Genomic DNA, 16,294 nt, shown 5'->3' on the forward strand with positions numbered 1-16,294 from the left:
GGACGACTGTGCTGGGATCGGCACGACACCGGGAGGTCGACATGGGCGGGGCACTGCACGCGGTGGACGACGCCTTCGAGGCCTCGGTGACCCCCGGCCCGGCCGTCGGGCACCGGCCGCAGTCGCTGCTGCTGTCGATCCTGGGCGCGGTCGTGCTGGACACCGGCCTGCCGCCACTGCCCTCCTCGACGCTGCTGGACCTGCTCGCCGACCTCGGGGTGGCCGAGGCCGCCGGACGCGCCACGCTCAAGCGGATGACCCAGCGCGGCCTGCTCGGCCGCACCCAGGTGGGCCGGACCGCGGAGTACGCGCTGACCCCGCTGGCCCAGGACGTGCTGCGCGAGGCCGAGGCCCGGGTGGCGTCGGCCGCGCCGTTCAGCCACCCCGAGGGCGAGTGGACGCTGTTGAGCTACTCGGTGCCCGAGAGCCGCCGGGACCTGCGACACCGGGTGCGGTCCCGGCTGACCTGGGCCGGGTTCGGCGGGCTGCGCGACGGCCTGTGGATCGCCCCGGGCACCGTCGACGTCGCCGCGGTGCTGGGCCGCTCGGACCTGGCCGAGGCCGCCGGGCTGGCCGACGCCTTCGCCGCCCGGGTGCTGCCGGGCACCGACGTGGGGGCGCTGGTGCACCGGGCCTGGGACGTGCCGGCCGTGCGGGCCGCGCACACCGCATTCGTCGAGACCTGGGGCCGTCCGCCGCGGGTCTCGGGGTCGCTGGCCCAGCTCACCCTGCTGGGTGCGGACTGGCTGGCGCTGCTGCGCACCGACCCGGGCCTGCCGGGGTCGGTGCTGGGCGAGGACTGGCCGGCCGCGGCCAGCACCGCGACCTACCGGCGGGTCTTCGACGCCCTCGAGCCCGCCGCCACCGCTGCACTGCACCGCGCGCTGCGAGCGGCCGGCCGGACGGTCTGAACCCCCCTCAGCCCGGGGCCGCCGCGCTCCAGATCCGGGTCAGCATGTCCCGCAGCCGCTCCCGCTCGGCCTCCCCGAGCAGGGCCAGCGGGGTCTCCACCGCCGCGTCCGCCGCAGCACCCGCGGCCTCCCGGACCCGCCAGCCCGCGGCCGTGGCGACCACCAGCCGGGTGCGCCGGTCGGCCGGGTCCGGACGGCGCTCGACCAGCCCGCCGGTCTCCAGCTCGTCGACCAGCAGCACGACCTGGGAGGGGTCCAGGCCCAGCGCCGCGGCCAGCTCCCGCTGGGTCGAGCCGTCGTCGGACTCGCAGGCCAGCACCAGCACCGAGTACTGGCGGACCCGCAGCCCGTGCTCGGCCAGGGCGGTGTTCGTGGCCCGGACGACGAGCCCGCTGGCGCGGGACAGCAGGAAACCCAGGTCGTCGGCCAGCGGCTGACCCATGGCACACCTCCATCGTTGACAACCTCCACGATACCGCCCTACGGTCCGCGGACCACCCACCACTCGATGAGGAGAACCCGTGGAGCTGACCGGCAAGGTCGCCGTCGTCACCGGATCCGGCCGGGGCCTCGGCCTCGCCTACGCCCAGGAGCTCGCCCGCCGCGGGGCGGCCGTCGTCGTCAACGACGTCGACGGCGACGTCGCGCAGGCCGCCGTGGACTCGATCACCGCCGCCGGGGGCAGCGCCGTCGCCGAGGTCGTGCCGGTCGGCTCCAGCGAGGCCGCCCAGGCCCTGGTCGACCGCGCCGTCACCGAGTTCGGCCGGCTGGACGTGCTGGTCAACAACGCCGGCATCCTGCGCGACACCACGCTGTGGAAGATGACCGACGAGCAGTTCGACGCCGTCGTCACCACGCACCTGCGCGGCACCTTCACCTGCACCCGGGCTGCAGCGATCAAGCTGCGCGAGCAGGGCGAGGGCGGCCGCATCATCTGCATCGGCTCCCCCACCGGCCAGGTCGGCAACTTCGGCCAGACCAACTACGCCGCCGCCAAGGCCGGCATCGTCGGCATGGTGCGCACCTGGGCGATGGAGCTGGCCCGGGCGCAGATCACCGTGAACGCCGTCGTCCCGGTCGCGGCCACCGCGATGACCGAGACAGTGCCCTTCCTGGAGCCCTACGTGACCGCGCTCAAGAACGGCGACCCGCTGCCGCCCTACGCCCGCAAGCAGCTGGGCTTCGGCTCGGCGCAGGACGTCGCCGGGCTGATCGCCTTCCTGGCCTCCGACGAGGCGGCCGGGATCACCGGGCAGGCCATCGGGATCGGCGGCGACCGGCTGGCGCTGTGGACCCACCCGGTGGAGACCGTCGTGGAGTTCGCCGACGGCACCGGCTGGTCGGCCGAGGCGATCGCCGACGTGTGGGGCCCGGCGTTCGAGGCCTCGAAGCAGACCGTCGGCCAGCAGTTCGAGCCGGAGTCCTGAGATGGCCCTGCAGCTGGACCTCGACGCCCTGGTCGCCATCGACGTGCACACCCACGTGCACGCCGACACCCACGGCCACCTGGCCCTGGACGACGAGCTCAACGAGGCGGCGTCGAAGTACTTCAAGGGCGACCCCTACGACCCCACCGTCCCGGACATCGCCGCCGACTACCGGGCCAAGAACATGGCCGCGGTCGTGTTCACCGTGGACATCGAGCACGCCACCGGGCACCCGGCGCTGAGCAACGAGGAGATCGCCGACCTCGCAGCGCAGCACCCCGACGTCCTCATCCCGTTCGGCTCGGTCGACCCGGCCCGCGGGGCCAAGGGCGTCGCGCTGGCCCGCAAGCTCGTGGAGCAGCACGACGTCCGCGGGTTCAAGTTCCACCCCTCGATCCAGGCCTTCGAGCCCAACGACCGGGCCGTCTACCCGCTCTACGAGGAGCTGCAGAGCCTCGGCGTCCCGGCGCTGTTCCACACCGGGCAGACCGGGATCGGCGCGGGCCTGCCGGGCGGGCGCGGGATCAAGCTGCGCTACTCCGACCCGATGCTGCTCGACGACGTCGCCGCCGACTTCCCGGGCCTCACGATCATCATGGCGCACCCCTCGGTGCCCTGGCAGGACAGCGCGATCTCCATCGCCACGCACAAGGCCAACGTCTACATCGACCTGTCGGGCTGGTCGCCGAAGTACTTCCCGCCGCAGCTGGTCAAGGCCGCCAACGGCCTGCTCAAGCGCAAGGTGCTCTTCGGGTCGGACTACCCGCTGCTGCGGCCGGAACGCTGGATGGCCGACTTCGAGACCCTGGACATCAAGCCCGAGGTCAAGCCGCTGATCTTCAAGGAGAACGCGATCCGGGCCCTGGGGCTCCGGTGAGGGACCAGGGCCTCGGGTCCTGGCCCGAGCGCCGGCTGGCGATCTCCCCGGAGAAGCCGGCGCTGTGGTTCGAGGGGACGACGTCGACCTACCGCGACCTCGCCCTGCAGGTCCGGCGCACCGCGGGGGCCCTGCACGACCTCGGCGTCCGCCGGGGTGACCGGGTCGCCTGGCTGGGCGCCAACCACCCCACCGCGCTGCACCTGCTCTACGCCTGCGGCCAGCTCGGCGCGGTGTGGGTGCCGGTGAACGCCCGGCTCTCGCCCCCGGAGGCCCGGTACGTCCTGGAGCACTCCGGTGCCTCGGTCGTCGTCCACGGCCGCGAGCACGGGACGACGGCCGACGTCCTGGCCGAGCAGCTGCCCGGCGTCGCGCACTGGGCCGCCGCCGAGGCGCCGCTCGAGGGTGGCGCCGCCTCCCTGGACTGGCCGGCACTGGTCGCGGCGGCCGAGCCGGTGCGCCGGGACGAGGCCGTCACGCACGACGACGTCTGCCTGGTCATGTACACCTCGGGCACCACCGGGAAGCCCAAGGGCGCGACCCTCACCCACGGCAACATGACCTGGGCCTGCCTCAACCAGGTGCTCGGGTTCGACTTCACCGGCGACGAGCGCACGCTCGGGCTGGCCCCGCTGTTCCACATCGGCGGGCTCAACGGCTCGGTCAACCCGACCCTGCTGCGCGGTGGGTGCGTCGTCCTGGTCCGCGGGTTCGACCCGGCCGCCACCCTGCAGGTGGTCGCCGAGCAGCGGGTGACCTCGTTCTTCGCCGTCGCCACGATGCTCGACGCGATGAGCAAGCAGCCGGGCTTCGGCACGCTGGACCTCACCGCGCTGCGCACCGTGGCCGCCGCCGGCGCGCCCCTGCCCCTGCCGCTGCTGCGCACCTGGCTGGACCGCGGGGTGACCGTGCAGCAGGCCTACGGCATGACCGAGTCCGCCCCGGCCGGCACGGTGCTGGACAGCGCCGACGCCGTCGCCAAGGTCGGTTCGGCCGGCAAGCAGCAGTTCTTCGTCGACCTGAAGGTGGTGCGGCCCGACGGCACGGAGTGCGACCCCGGTGAGGTCGGCGAGGTGCTGCTGAGCGGCCCCAACCTGATGCAGGGCTACTGGGACGCCCCCGAGGCGACCGCCGCCGTGCTGGTCGACGGCTGGTACCACTCCGGCGACGCCGGCTCCACCGACGCGGACGGCTACCTCTACATCCGCGACCGGTACAAGGACATGATCATCTCGGGCGGGGAGAACGTGTACCCGGCCGAGGTGGAGTCCACGATGCTGGAGCTGCCGGAGGTGTCCGAGGTCGCCGTCATCGGCGTGCCGGACCCGCACTGGGGCGAGATCGGCCTGGCCGTCGTCGTCCCCACCCCCGGGGCGGTGCAGGACCCCGAGGCGCTGCGCGCCGCGCTGCGGGAGAAGCTGGCCGGGTTCAAGGTGCCCAAGCAGGTGCGGTTCGTGACCGAGCTGCCCAAGACCGCCACCGGCAAGATCCGCAAGCCCGACCTGAGATCCACGTACTCACCGAGGAGTGACGCATGACCACCACCACGACGATCGCCGAGATCGCCGGCCTCCAGGGCACCGAGCTGGGCACCAGCGACTGGTACGAGATCACCCAGGAGGCGGTCAACACCTTCGCCGACGCCACCGGTGACCACCAGTGGATCCACGTCGACGTCGAGCGGGCCAAGGCCGAGAGCCCCTTCGGCGGGCCGATCGCCCACGGGTTCATGACCCTCTCGCTGGCCGTCCCGCTGGCCACCGCGACGTACACGATCAGCGACGCGGTCATGGGCGTGAACTACGGGCTCAACAAGGTCCGCTTCCCCGCGCCGGTCCCGGTCGGCTCGCGGGTGCGGGCGACGACCACGCTGAAGTCCGTCGAGGAGGTCGCCGGCGGGGTGCAGAACACGATCTCGGTCGTCATCGAGCGCGAGGGCGGCGACAAGCCGGTCTGCATCGCCGAGTGGGTCACCCGCGCGTACGGCGCCCCCGCCTCCTGAGGAACGGCCTGCTGCCCCCCACGTCGCGCACCGCGCGGCGTGGGGCCCTGGTCGCGCTCCGCGCGGCGTGGGACCCTGCAGCCAGGCCGTTCCAGCACGTCACCATGGCGGCATGCGCATCGCCGTCTTCACCGGGTCCCAGTCCGGCCCGCCGTCCCACCAGCACGCCGCGGCCACGTTCGCCGAGTCCCTGGCCCGGGCCGGCGTCGGGATCGTCTACGGCGGCGGGCGCGCCGGGCTGATGGGCGTGGTCGCCGACGCGGCGCTGGCCGCCGGCGGCGAGGTCGTCGGGGTCATCCCGCAGCACCTGGTCGACGACGAGCTCGCCCACACCGGGCTGACCGACCTGCGGGTGGTCGGCACCATGCACGAGCGCAAGGCCGCGATGGCCGACCTCGCCGACGCCTTCGTCGCCCTGCCCGGCGCCGCCGGCACCCTCGAGGAGCTCTTCGAGGCCTGGACCTGGGGCATGCTCGGCCTGCACGCCAAGCCCACCCTGCTGCTGGACGTCGACGACTTCTGGCAGCCGCTGGTCACCCAGCTGCGCCGGATGGTCGACGACGGCTACCTGGACGGCCGCCGCCTGGACGCCCTGGGCGTGGTGCACAGCGCCGACGCCCTGCTGGAGTTCGTCGCCGGCTACCAGCACCCGCAGCGCAAGTGGGCCAAGCCGGCCCAGGGCTGACCACCTACCGTCGGGACGTGGAGTCCTTCGACGTCGTCGTGGTCGGCGGCGGCCCCGCCGGGGCGGCCGCCGCCCTGGCCGCCCGCCGGCACGGGGCATCGGTGCTGGTCCTGGACCGGTCGGGGTTCCCACGGGACAAGGTCTGCGGTGACGGCGTCGCCCCCGAGGCCCTGGACGTGCTGGCCGCCCTCGGCGTCGACGTCGACGCGGTCACCGACGGGTACCCGGCGGTCCCCCGGCTGCGGCTGACCTCGCCGTCCGGGCGGACGGTGGAGCGCACGATGCACCGGCCGGCGGTCGTCGTCCCCCGGGCGGTGCTGGACGGCCGGGTGCTCGACGCCGCGCTGGCCGCCGGGGCGCAGTTCCGCCGGCACACCGTCCGCCGGGTCACCTCCGGACCGGACGGCGTGGACGTCGACGGCGTGCTCACCGCCGGGGTGCTGGTCGGCGCGGACGGCGCGGAGTCCGTCGTCCGGCGGGCGCTGGGCATCGCCCCGAACCGCCCGGACCGGCTGGCCATCGCCCTGCGCGGGTACGCCCCGGCCGGCGACCCGGGCGTGCAGGTCATCACCACCACCGAGCAGCGCTGGCCGGCCTACGCCTGGTCCTTCCCGATCGGCGACGGCCGGGCCAACGTGGGCTACGGGGAGCTGGTCAGCGGCGGGGCGACCCGGGCCGGGCTGCTGGAGGGCCTGCACCGGCTGCTGCCCGGCGTGGAGCCGACCGGGCTGCGGGCGCACCGGCTGCCGCTGTCCACCGGCCGGCCGCGGCTGCCCGACGGGCGGGTGCTGCTGGCCGGGGACGCCCAGTCGCTGATCAACCCGATGACCGGTGAGGGCATCTTCTACGCGGTGCTGTCCGGGGCGTTCGCCGGCGCCGCCGCGGCCCACGGCGCCGACGCCGGCCGGGTGTTCCGCACGGCCCTGCAGGGACGGCTGGGCACCCACCTGCGGCACTCGACCGTCGCGTCGTGGGTCAGCCGGTGGCCGCGGGTGATGGACGCGGTGTTCGCCGCCGCCCACCGAGACCAGCGGGTGTTCGACGACGTCGTCGCGCTGGGGCTGGCCGACGGCCGGCTGACCGGGCGCACCCTGCTGGGCGCGGGACGGCGGCTGGGCGACCCGGGTGCCGTCTCAGGCGGGCAGGCGCGTGCCGGCGGCGATCTCTGACCGGTCGCGACCGGCCCGCTTGGCGGCGTAGAGCGCGTCGTCCGCGGCGCGGTAGAGGCCCTTCAGGTCCAGGGCGTCGGAGGGTGCGTGCGCGCCGCCCACGCTGACGGTGAGCGGCAGCAGCCGGCCGTCGGGCAGCAGCAGCGGAGAGCGGCGGACGGCGGCCACCAGGTCCGCGGCCCGCTCGGCCAGCCGGTCCGGCGCGCACCCGGGCAGCACCATGACCAGCTCGTCCCCGCCGAGGCGGCCGACCACGCAGTCGGTGCGCCGCACCTGGGTGCGGACGACGTCGGCCAGGTGCACCAGAGCGTCGTCCCCGACCAGGTGCCCGTGCTCGTCGTTGACCTGCTTGAAGCCGTCGACGTCGACCATCAGCACCGCGACCTGGCCCTGCGCCAGGGCCGAGCCCAGCGCGGTGTCCACGGCCCGGCGCCGGAGCAGGCCGGTGAGCCCGTCGGCGGTGGCCTGCACGTGCAGTGCCTCGAAGGCCCGCTCGCGCCGGTCCGCCGACCACACCAGCGCGACGGTGACGGCGACCATGGCGGCACCCACGACGACGGCGTCCGTGACGCCCTGCGCCGAGGGGTCGACCAGCACGGTGGCGGTGCCGCTGGAGAGCACCCCGAGTCCGGTGGTGAGCAGTGCGCCGGGCCCGCGCAGCTGGGTGGCCCCCAGCAGCACCGGCACGACCAGGAAGACCTGGGCGGCCGCGGAGGAGTCCGCCGTCGCCAGGTTGGAGACGCCGTTGGCGACGGCGCCCAGCGTCGGCACCAGGAGCAGCACGCCGGCCCGGTCCAGCCGGTCGGGGTCCGCCCGGAGGATGCCGACCGCTGCCGCGACCATGCCCAGGCCGAGGACGACGAAGGCCGTCATCGGGCCCGGGGCCAGTTGCGGCGGGGCGACGAGCGCCCACGGCACCAGCACCAGGCCGCTGAAGGCGACCAGTCCGGCCGACACCCGGGCGGCGCCCGCCGGCTGGCGGGCGCGCAGACCCGCGGGCAGGCCGCGGCTCACAGCCGGGCCCCGGCCGAGACCTGGTCCCGGCCGCCGCGCTTGGCCTCGTAGAGGGCGGCGTCGGCCGCCGCGTACAGCTCGCGCAGCCCGGTCCCCGCCGCGGCGGCCTGGGCCACCCCGACGCTCACGCTCAACGCCAGCATGGTCCCGTCCACCAGGGTCAGCGGCGCGGCCCGCACCGCCCGGACCAGTTCCTCGGCGCGCTCCACCGCGGTCTCCACGGTGCAGCCGGGCAGCACCACGGCCAGCTCGTCGCCGCCGATGCGGCCCAGCACGCTGTCGGTGGTCCGGATGCTGGCGCGCAGCACGGCCGCCAGGTGCACCAGGGCGTCGTCCCCGGCGAGGTGGCCGTGGCCGTCGTTGACCTGCTTGAAGCCGTCGACGTCGACCAGCACCAGGGCCGCGCCGTCGGCGCGGGTGGCCAGGGCGTGGCTCAGGGCGTCGTCGAAGACCCGGCGGGTGACCAGGCCGGTGAGCGTGTCGACCGAGGCCTGCGCCTCCAGGGCGGCCATCAGCCGTTCCTTGCGGTCCTCGGCCTGCACCAGCACCGCGGTCACCGTCGCCATCGCGGCGCCGACGAAGACGATGTCGCCGAGGCCGTCCACGACCGGCTGCAGCAGTGCGACGACGACGGCGTTCCCGCCGATCGCCACGGCCGTGACCAGCACGGCGCCCCGGGCGCGCAGCTGGGTGGCGGCGAGCAGGACGGGCAGGACGAGGAAGACCTGGGCCGCGGCCGAGGTGTCCCGGGTGAGCAGGTTCAGCGCGTTCACCGCGAGGGCGCCGGCGGTCGGGACCAGCAGCAGCACCCCGTGGGCGTCGAGTCGGACGGGGTCCCCGGTCCGGCAGGTCAGGGCCGACGCCAGCAGCACCGCGACCACGCTCCAGCACCCGACCTGGCTCACCAGACCGGCGTTGCTGGGGTCCAGGAAGGCCGACCACGCGGTGACGACGGCGGCCGCCACGACCACCAGCACGGAGGCACGCGCAGCCGCCGCGGGTTCGCGGGCACGCAGGGAGGCAGGCAGCAGCACGACCGGGTCATCGGCACCACGGACGCCCAGCTGAGGGCGCCGTCCGGCGTCCTCACCCCGCGGGGGTACCCGGTGTGGGACCGTGGACGTGGGCACAGATCCGCGGTCGCCGCGGTTGTGCCGGGCGAGGTCCCGAGCGCAGTCCTGCGCCGACCCCCCGAACCCGATGCTCCGCACACCCGAGGCCCCGCCCACCGGAGGGCCTGCACACCCGAAGGACACCGTGACACCTCCTCCCTCCCCCGCGTCCCGCCGCCGGGTGCGCACCCCCGCGCAGCGCACGGCCACCAAGGCCGCCGCCCGCTCCGCGGAGAAGGCCGCCGAGAAGACCCAGGCCCGCGACGAGCGACGGGCCCAGCAGACCTGGGTCGACGGCGCCGAGCCCGCGCTGCCGGTCCGCACCACCCGGCCCGAGCACGTCGTGTTCCACCTGGGCCCGACCAACTCGGGCAAGACCTACGAGTCGCTGCAGGCCCTCGCGGCCGCCGGCTCCGGCGTCTACGCGGCACCGCTGCGCCAGCTCGCCCACGAGGCCTACGCCAAGCTCTCGGCCCAGCTCCCCGCCGGCACGGTCGGTCTGTCCACCGGTGAGGAGGAGATCGACCCGCAGGCGCCGATCGTCTGCTGCACCGTGGAGAAGGCACCCTCCCGCGGTGACCTGCTGGTCCTCGACGAGTCGCACTGGGTCGCCGACCCCGACCGCGGCCACCACTGGGCCCGGCTGCTGCTGACGGGCGAGTACCGCGAGATGCACCTGATCTCCGCCGCCGAGGCGCTGCTGCTGCTGCGCCCGCTGGTCGCCGACGCCGAGCAGGTCGTGGTGGTCAACCACAAGCGGCTGTCCCGCCTGGACGTGCTGCACGCGCCGGTGAAGCCCGCCCAGGTCCGCGAGCAGACCCTCGTCGTCGCGTTCTCCCGCAAGACCGTCTACGCCGTCGCCGCGCAGCTGGACCCGCACCGCCCGGGCAAGGTCGGCGTCCTCTACGGCGCGCTGCCCCCGGCCACCCGGCGCGACGTCATCGACCGCTTCACCCGCGGCGAGCTCCAGGTGCTGGTCACCACCGACGTCATCGGGCACGGCATCAACGTGCCGGCGACGACGGTGCTCTTCGCCGAGACCACCAAGTACGACGGCACCGAACTGCGTCCCCTGCGCACCTGGGAGGCCGCCCAGATCGCCGGCCGCGCCGGTCGCTACGGGCTCACCGGGCACGGCCAGGTCGGCGTCCTCGGTGGGGTGCAGGGCCTGCGGCCGGTGCCCGCCCTCGTCGTCGCCGGTGCCGCCGTGGCCCGCGGCGACGTGATGAGCGACCTGCCCAACCGCAAGCCCCGGCTGCGCCCCGAGCTCGAGGACCTGGGCGCCTTCGAGGCCGTCGACCTGCCCGAGGCGCTGACCCGCTGGTCGCTGTGGGCCCGCACGGCCACCAAGACCGAGGCGATGACGCCGGACGACGTCACCGGGTTGATCATCCGGGTGCAGGCGCTGCTGCCGATGCTGCGCGGCCCGCTGGCGACCGACCTGTGGACGGTCTGGCGGCTGATCAACCTGGCCATCGACCACGACCCGCCGCGCCGGGTGCGCTGGCTGGCCCTCGCGCGTGCCGCGCTGCAGCACGAGGCCGGGCTCCAGGTCAGCCGCGACCTGGTGCTGCCCGCGCTGCCCAGCGGCGGCGCCGTGCAGGAGTTCGAGCAGGCCGCCGCGCAGGCCCGCGAGGCCCAGACGCTGCTGCGCTCGTTCCCCGGCGTCGCCGGGCTGACCAGTGACGACGCCGCCCGGGTGGAGGAGAAGTGCGCGGCCCGGATCACCGAGCTGCTGCCCGAGGCCATCACGCTGTCCACCGCCGCCCGCTGCACCCAGTGCGGCGCCGGCATCGCGCCCTGGTTCACCACCTGCCGCGACTGCGGCACCCGGCCGGCCGGCCGGCCGGCCACCGGGGACCGTCGTCCCCCGCGCGAGCCGTCCCGGTCCGACGCGCCGGCCCGGGGCCGTTCCGGTGGCGGCGGCGGACGTGGTCGCACCGGCGCCTCCGCCGCGTCGTCCGCTGGTGGGGCGACCGGGGGGCGCAAGCCCCGCAAGTCCGACGTCGGCGCCGGTGGCCGACAGGACCCCAAGGCGCACGACCGCGCCGACCGCGGCCGCGGCTCCGACGGCGGGCCGCCGCCCTCGGACCGGCCCAAGCACCGGCGCCGTGGACGCTCGGGGGGCGGACCGACCGGGGCACGCTGACCGGGGGCGGGGAGAATGCTGGACGTGAACCTCACCGATCTCGGCCTCGGTCCTGTCCTGCTGGGCACCGTCTACCTGGCCCCGGTGGGGTCGGGCAACCAGATCGCGGTCCTCGCCGACCGGCAGGTTGTCCTGCGCGACGGTTTCACCCACGTGCAGACGACGACCAACGGCCAGACCGTGGTCAGCGCCTACCCGGCGAGCCGCGTCATCAAGGTGGAGGACCTGCGCCCAGCGCCCTGAGTCATGCTGTGGGCATGCGTCTGCTGACCCTGGCCCCGATGGCGGCGGCGACGCTGCTCGTCCTCGCGGGGTGCGCCACCGCCTCGTCCACGTCCGACGCCGCCACCCCGGCCACGTCGACGTCCACGGCGGCGTCGACGTCGGCGGCCGCGCCGATCAGCCCCCGGATCTCCGTCCCGGCAGCACCCGTGGCGACCGACCCCCGGGTCGACGGGTACCCCGTCGGTCAGGCCGTCCCCTTCGACGGCGGGTTCACCGTGACGGTCGACGCGGTGGACCTCGACGCTGCGGCCGAGGTCGCGGCCCTGGTCCCCGGGGTCGCGTCGGCCAACGGCCGGTTGGTGTTGGTCACCCTGTCCGTCAGCGTCACCGAGGGCGTCGAGGCCAGCTCCCTCCCGGTCGTGGCCGGCTCGTTCGTCGTCGACCTCGTCGGTCCGCAGCGTGAGACCCTCCCCGGCGTCTCCGGGTGCGACGGCACCTCGGAGCTGCGGGAGCCCGCGGTGGCCGTCCCCGCACCCGGGCAGCCCGTGACGTGGCAGGAGTGCCTGGACGCCTCCCCCGCCGACGCGGTGGGCACCTCCAAGGTCAAGGTGACGTACCAGCCCACGATCACCTCGGGCGAAGCCTCGTACTGGTCCCTGGGCTGAGCCCTCGGCCCGGCCACGATCCCGGCGACCGGGCCGTGTCGTCAGTGGCGGAGGGCGAGGGATTCGAACCCTCGAGGAGCTTTCACCCCTAGCGGTTTTCAAGGCCCATAGACATGGGACGCATACCGTCGCCCCGGGTCGCCCAAGGACGCATTTCCTGATCACCAGGGGGGTGACGGGTCGCCGACGGTCGCCGACGGACGCGTCCGGTGTCAGCGCATTGTCAGCGCACCGGCCTCGTATCCCCCCGATCACCCGACCTATACCGCACGTCGCCGTCAGCACGCGCCAGAGGCGCGGGCCCCCTACGGCGCCGGGCGGGGATGTCAGGATGCAACGACGCGCCGTCCCTGAATCCGTGCCGCGCTGCCCCCCAGAGATGCGAGGTCGACGGCCACCGGCCTACGTATCACGGGTAGGCGACACCCCGCATCTAGATCGGAAACAGTGTCGGCAGGCGATGTCATAGTCGCCGCCATGACGACCGAGCAGCCCGCGACGTGGGATCAGATCCTCGACGACCCCGTTGGTTATGGGCACTCCGAAGCCGACGCCGAACGGATCCGAGGCGAGCGCACCATCGGACAAGTCGCCACGCTCCTGCACGGCCGTGGACAGGACTCCGCCGCTGCGCTGATGCTCGACGTGCAGGCGCTGACCTACCAGTACCGCTCCAGCGGCGGCTGGGGGGACAGCGACGAGGAGATCGTCGCCGTCCTCGACGTGGAGTCCTATCTGCTGCCGAGGTTCACTGAGGAGCGCACCTCCGAGATCAAGAGCGCGCTCGACGTTATCCGGGATCACGAGAGTGCCGCCGAGGTCGACTACATCCGCATCCGCGAGGTCCTGCCGACCGTGGGGGAGGGGTGGCGCGAGGCATTGATGCGGGACCTGGCCGCCGAGCAGCCCAACAACCAGGCGCGGAAGGTCCGTCTGGAGCCCGGCCGCATCGCCGAGGACGGCCTCTTCCTCACCAACAACGAGGAGCACCGGGTCTACGCGGTCCTCCGGGACATCCAGCGCGACCTAACTCCGGGCGACACAATCCTCATCGCCCCGCTCCCGGGCGCACGCACCCGCGACATGACGCTAACCCCCGACTTCCTCATCGCCTACCGCGGCCGGGTCGGAGTCATCGAGGTCGACGGCCCCAAGCACCACGGCCGGTTCGGCGCCGACGCACAGCGCGACCGGCTCCTCCAGAACGCAGGCGTGCGGCTCGTCGCGCACATCCTCGTCGAGGACCTCCGCAGCCGAGAGAGCGTTGAGACCCTGGTCCGCGACTTCCTGCGCCGCCTTATCGCTCCCTGAACCGTTCAGCCAGTCCGCCTCTAAGCGGGCACCTGACACGACCGTCTGTCACCAGGGGTTACAAGCGCTCATCTCCGGTTGAGTGCTTGCCCGGATGGCCATCGGCCCACAGGCAGTACGGGCCGCCGTCGTCTCCGGAGGGCGGGATCGCCTCACAGCCGGGGTGCCCGATGAGCGCAGCGGACTGGCCGGTCGTCCAGCGCAGCCAGAGGTGCATTGGACGTCCGCATGCCGGGCATGCCTCGCTTTCGAGCGGAGTGAGTACCTACTGAGGCGCGCTGACTTGGCGCGTCCCACTGGACCCTCGATCAGTCGGGCGCATCTCCCCCGCGTGCCAAGGACTCCGTGGAGGCGTCGGAGCCAAGGGGCTCCGACGCTGGGCGGGGACCGGGCCCGGCCAGCGTCTCCACTTCTCGTTGCACTCTTGCGAAGTCGGTCGAACTCCACTCCCGAAGCGGCGCCCGCTTACGGTCACGCCGAGGGACTCCAAGATCCTCTAGGGCGGCATTCCGGAACTTCATGATGGCCTGAAGTCCCGCACTGGTCATCCTTTGCCACTGCTCCCTGTCGAAGTCGGAGTCGGGATCGAGCGATCGCGCCAGTAGAGCAAAGGCCGTGGAAGCCACGCCTAGCATCTCATGCGATGAGTCGCTGACCTCCTTGGAGGCGAGGAGATCCACATCGACTCGGGCGTTTTCAAGGGTCGCCATCTTCTCGCGCAGATCCGCTAACAGCGAAAGCAGCAGTTCTCCATTACGAGTTCGCGCCGCAGTCGTGGCACGGGTCCCCATGAGGAAGTTGAACTCATTCGCCGCACGCGTGAACGCGGAGTATGCCTGTCGCCGCTCGGATCTCAAGGCTGCTCGACGGGCAGCCTTGGTCTGCATAGCGGCACCAACACCGACACCAATCAGCGCCAAGATAGGAGCCACCACGACGGTCGCTACTTGCAGCCAAAAGGGTACGGCGGGCGCATCAACGGAAGCGAGAACCACAGGCTGAGAGTACTGCGCTTGGTCTCAGCGGTTGACGCCTAGAGAGAATCAGGGGTGGCACGCCAAGGTGAGGCAACATTCTCCACACGAGTGCCGGCATCTCTAGCGCGGCGGCGATTTCGGCATGAGTCCGACCGAGTGCCTGCAACTGGAGGGCCTCGATGGAGGACTCCTGTCGTCTGCGCTTCTCCTGCTCAGACTCGTCGGCGCGGGCCTGCTTCTCTCTACGCTTGAGTGCCCGGCGGAGTTGACGCTTCAGCAGGCCCAGCGTCGAGAGGGACTGCCCCGACTTCAGTTGACTCGTCGGGTGTGGTTATCAAGCCGCGGTAGCGGCCAGTTGGAGTGTCTCGTACTCGATGGGTGTGAGGCGTCCCAGTCGGCGTTGTCGGCGTCGGCGGTGGTAGGTCCGTTCGATCCAGGTGATGAGATCGGAAGAGCACGGGGACTGCCCCGACTTCAGTTGACTCGTCGGGTGTGGTTATCAAGCCGCGGTAGCGGCCAGTTGGAGTGTCTCGTACTCGATGGGTGTGAGGCGTCCCAGTCGGCGTTGTCGGCGTCGGCGGTGGTAGGTCCGTTCGATCCAGGTGATGATCGCCAGCCGCAGGTCCTCCCGGGTTGCCCAGCGCTGCCGGTCGAGCACGTTCTTCTGCAGTAGCGCGAAGAAGGACTCCATGGCGGCGTTGTCCCCGCAGGCTCCGACGCGGCCCATGGAGCCGGCGAGGCCGTTGTTCTTGAGGGTGCGGACGAAGGCGGTGGACCGGAACTGGCTGCCGCGGTCGGAGTGGACCACGGTGCCGACGGGGTCTCGGCGCACGATGGCGTTGCGCAGTGCCGCTACGGCCAGGGATGCCTTCATCCTGGAGTCGATGGAGTAGCCGACGATCCGACCGGAGTAGACGTCCTTGATCGCGCAGAGGTAAAGCTTGCCKTCGGCGGTGTTGTGCTCGGTGATGTCGGTCAGCCACGTGATGTTCGGGCCGGTGGCGATAAACTTTCGGTCGACCAGATCGTCGTGCACCGGTGGGCCGGCCTTGCGGTTCAGGCCACGCTTCTTGGCGAAAATGGAYYAGATACGTTCTTGCGAACRCAGCCGGGCGACCCGGTTCTCACCTGCGGGGATGCCCTGCTCGCGGAGCTCGTCGGCGATGAACCGGTAGCCGAAGGCTGGGTCGTCGGCGTRGATGTCGATCGCGGCGTTGATCAGGTGCGCGTCGTCCCAGTCCCGCTGGCTGACCGGGTTCTTGCGCCAGGCGTAGTAGGCCTGCTTGGAGAAGCCCAGCACCCGGCAGGTCACCGCGACGGGGATCTTCTCCGCGGCAAGCTCGTGGACCAGCGGGTAGGTCATTTTGRGAGCACATCGCGGGCKAAGTRGGCCGTGGCCCGGCGCAGGATCTCGTTCTCCTGCTCGAGCAACTTGTTCCGCYTCCGCAGCTCGCGCAGCTCCAGGGCGTCCGCTGCGCCGCCTCCGCCACGGTCGCTTGCGGTGGCAGGTGGGGCGAGTCCGTCTTCTCGGTCGGCGATCTTCAGCCAGCGCTGCAGGCAGGACTCCGAGATCCCGAAGTCACGAGCGACCTGGGAGACCGAGGCCTCGCCCTTGCGGGCCACGGCGATCACGTCGCGCCGGAACTCCGGCGGGAACGGCTTGGGCACGCTTCTGATCCTTCCAGCGAGACCCGAGGTCTCACAGGCAAGGAGTCAACCGAACCCGGGGCAGTCCCATGTGATCGGCTGCGCGACTCAGTCACTACACAG

16 protein-coding genes are annotated in these 16,294 nt (G+C 73.0%); 11 read left to right on the top strand and 5 right to left on the bottom strand.

What is annotated here, in order from left to right:
- Positions 1 to 41: 41 nt before the first annotated feature.
- Positions 42 to 911, top strand: a complete 870-nt coding sequence (locus tag ASG41_RS12140; RefSeq protein ID WP_082556820.1) for a PaaX family transcriptional regulator C-terminal domain-containing protein — start codon at positions 42 to 44, stop codon at positions 909 to 911.
- 7 nt (positions 912 to 918) lie between these two features.
- Here ASG41_RS12140 and ASG41_RS12145 read toward each other — a convergent pair whose 3' ends face one another.
- Positions 919 to 1,353 (bottom strand): MarR family winged helix-turn-helix transcriptional regulator, encoded by a 435-nt coding sequence (locus ASG41_RS12145; RefSeq protein ID WP_056294532.1) that lies wholly within the window; start codon positions 1,351 to 1,353, stop codon positions 919 to 921.
- A gap of 79 nt (positions 1,354 to 1,432) precedes the next feature.
- Between ASG41_RS12145 and ASG41_RS12150 the strand changes: the two genes are divergently transcribed.
- The 6 genes from ASG41_RS12150 to ASG41_RS12175 all read left to right on the top strand — a co-directional run bounded on the left by ASG41_RS12150 (position 1,433) and on the right by ASG41_RS12175 (position 7,071).
- Complete coding sequence (locus ASG41_RS12150) at positions 1,433 to 2,338, top strand: SDR family NAD(P)-dependent oxidoreductase (RefSeq protein ID WP_056294535.1); 906 nt, start codon at positions 1,433 to 1,435, stop codon at positions 2,336 to 2,338.
- Between the two features lie 13 nt (positions 2,339 to 2,351).
- Entirely contained in the window at positions 2,352 to 3,215 is an 864-nt protein-coding gene (locus tag ASG41_RS12155; protein ID WP_082556875.1) for an amidohydrolase family protein, read from the top strand.
- Positions 3,212 to 4,753, top strand: a complete 1,542-nt coding sequence (locus tag ASG41_RS12160) for a long-chain fatty acid--CoA ligase (RefSeq protein WP_056294542.1) — start codon at positions 3,212 to 3,214, stop codon at positions 4,751 to 4,753. The genes ASG41_RS12155 and ASG41_RS12160 overlap by 4 nt, the downstream gene beginning before the upstream one ends.
- Positions 4,750 to 5,217, top strand: a complete 468-nt coding sequence (locus tag ASG41_RS12165; RefSeq protein ID WP_056294546.1) for a MaoC family dehydratase — start codon at positions 4,750 to 4,752, stop codon at positions 5,215 to 5,217. Before ASG41_RS12160 ends, ASG41_RS12165 begins: the two co-directional genes overlap by 4 nt.
- 112 nt (positions 5,218 to 5,329) lie before the next feature.
- A complete protein-coding gene (locus ASG41_RS12170) occupies positions 5,330 to 5,902 on the top strand; it encodes a TIGR00730 family Rossman fold protein (protein ID WP_056294552.1) in 573 nt (190 codons plus the stop codon).
- 17 nt (positions 5,903 to 5,919) lie between these two features.
- The gene (locus ASG41_RS12175) at positions 5,920 to 7,071 is read left to right on the top strand and encodes an NAD(P)/FAD-dependent oxidoreductase (protein ID WP_157519326.1); all 1,152 of its coding nucleotides are present in this window, start codon (positions 5,920 to 5,922) and stop codon (positions 7,069 to 7,071) included.
- On the opposite strand, the gene ASG41_RS12180 is transcribed toward ASG41_RS12175, so the two are convergent.
- Positions 7,036 to 8,085: a diguanylate cyclase gene (locus ASG41_RS12180; RefSeq protein ID WP_056294555.1), complete on the bottom strand. Its 1,050-nt coding sequence runs from the start codon at positions 8,083 to 8,085 to the stop codon at positions 7,036 to 7,038. The two genes, ASG41_RS12175 and ASG41_RS12180, sit on opposite strands and share 36 nt — an antisense overlap.
- On the bottom strand, positions 8,082 to 9,119 hold the full coding sequence (locus ASG41_RS12185) for a sensor domain-containing diguanylate cyclase (RefSeq protein ID WP_056294558.1): 1,038 nt from the start codon (positions 9,117 to 9,119) through the stop codon (positions 8,082 to 8,084). Before ASG41_RS12185 ends, ASG41_RS12180 begins: the two co-directional genes overlap by 4 nt.
- Before the next feature lie 223 nt (positions 9,120 to 9,342).
- Between ASG41_RS12185 and ASG41_RS12190 the strand changes: the two genes are divergently transcribed.
- From ASG41_RS12190 to ASG41_RS12205, 4 genes are all read left to right on the top strand, one after another.
- Positions 9,343 to 11,346, top strand: coding sequence for a helicase-related protein (locus tag ASG41_RS12190; RefSeq protein WP_235564745.1), 2,004 nt, complete (start codon positions 9,343 to 9,345; stop codon positions 11,344 to 11,346).
- A 24-nt stretch (positions 11,347 to 11,370) separates the two neighbouring features.
- Entirely contained in the window at positions 11,371 to 11,589 is a 219-nt protein-coding gene (locus ASG41_RS12195) for a hypothetical protein (protein ID WP_157519328.1), read from the top strand.
- Positions 11,590 to 11,603: 14 nt separating this feature from the next.
- Positions 11,604 to 12,236, top strand: a complete 633-nt coding sequence (locus tag ASG41_RS12200; protein WP_157519330.1) for a hypothetical protein — start codon at positions 11,604 to 11,606, stop codon at positions 12,234 to 12,236.
- 477 nt (positions 12,237 to 12,713) lie between these two features.
- The gene (locus ASG41_RS12205) at positions 12,714 to 13,547 is read left to right on the top strand and encodes a hypothetical protein (protein ID WP_056294567.1); all 834 of its coding nucleotides are present in this window, start codon (positions 12,714 to 12,716) and stop codon (positions 13,545 to 13,547) included.
- A 308-nt stretch (positions 13,548 to 13,855) separates the two neighbouring features.
- Here the strand turns inward: ASG41_RS12205 and ASG41_RS23615 are convergent, their stop codons facing one another.
- Together ASG41_RS23615 and ASG41_RS12210 are read right to left on the bottom strand one after the other, a co-directional pair.
- Entirely contained in the window at positions 13,856 to 14,434 is a 579-nt protein-coding gene (locus ASG41_RS23615; RefSeq protein ID WP_157519332.1) for a hypothetical protein, read from the bottom strand.
- 589 nt (positions 14,435 to 15,023) lie between these two features.
- A protein-coding gene (locus ASG41_RS12210) for an IS3 family transposase (RefSeq protein WP_157519334.1) occupies positions 15,024 to 16,192 on the bottom strand; the annotation gives its coding sequence in 2 pieces (ribosomal slippage) (positions 15,024 to 15,895 and positions 15,895 to 16,192; 1,170 coding nt in all).
- Positions 16,193 to 16,294: the final 102 nt, after the last annotated feature.

Source organism: Modestobacter sp. Leaf380 (genome assembly GCF_001424485.1).
Lineage (GTDB): Bacteria > Actinomycetota > Actinomycetes > Mycobacteriales > Geodermatophilaceae > Klenkia.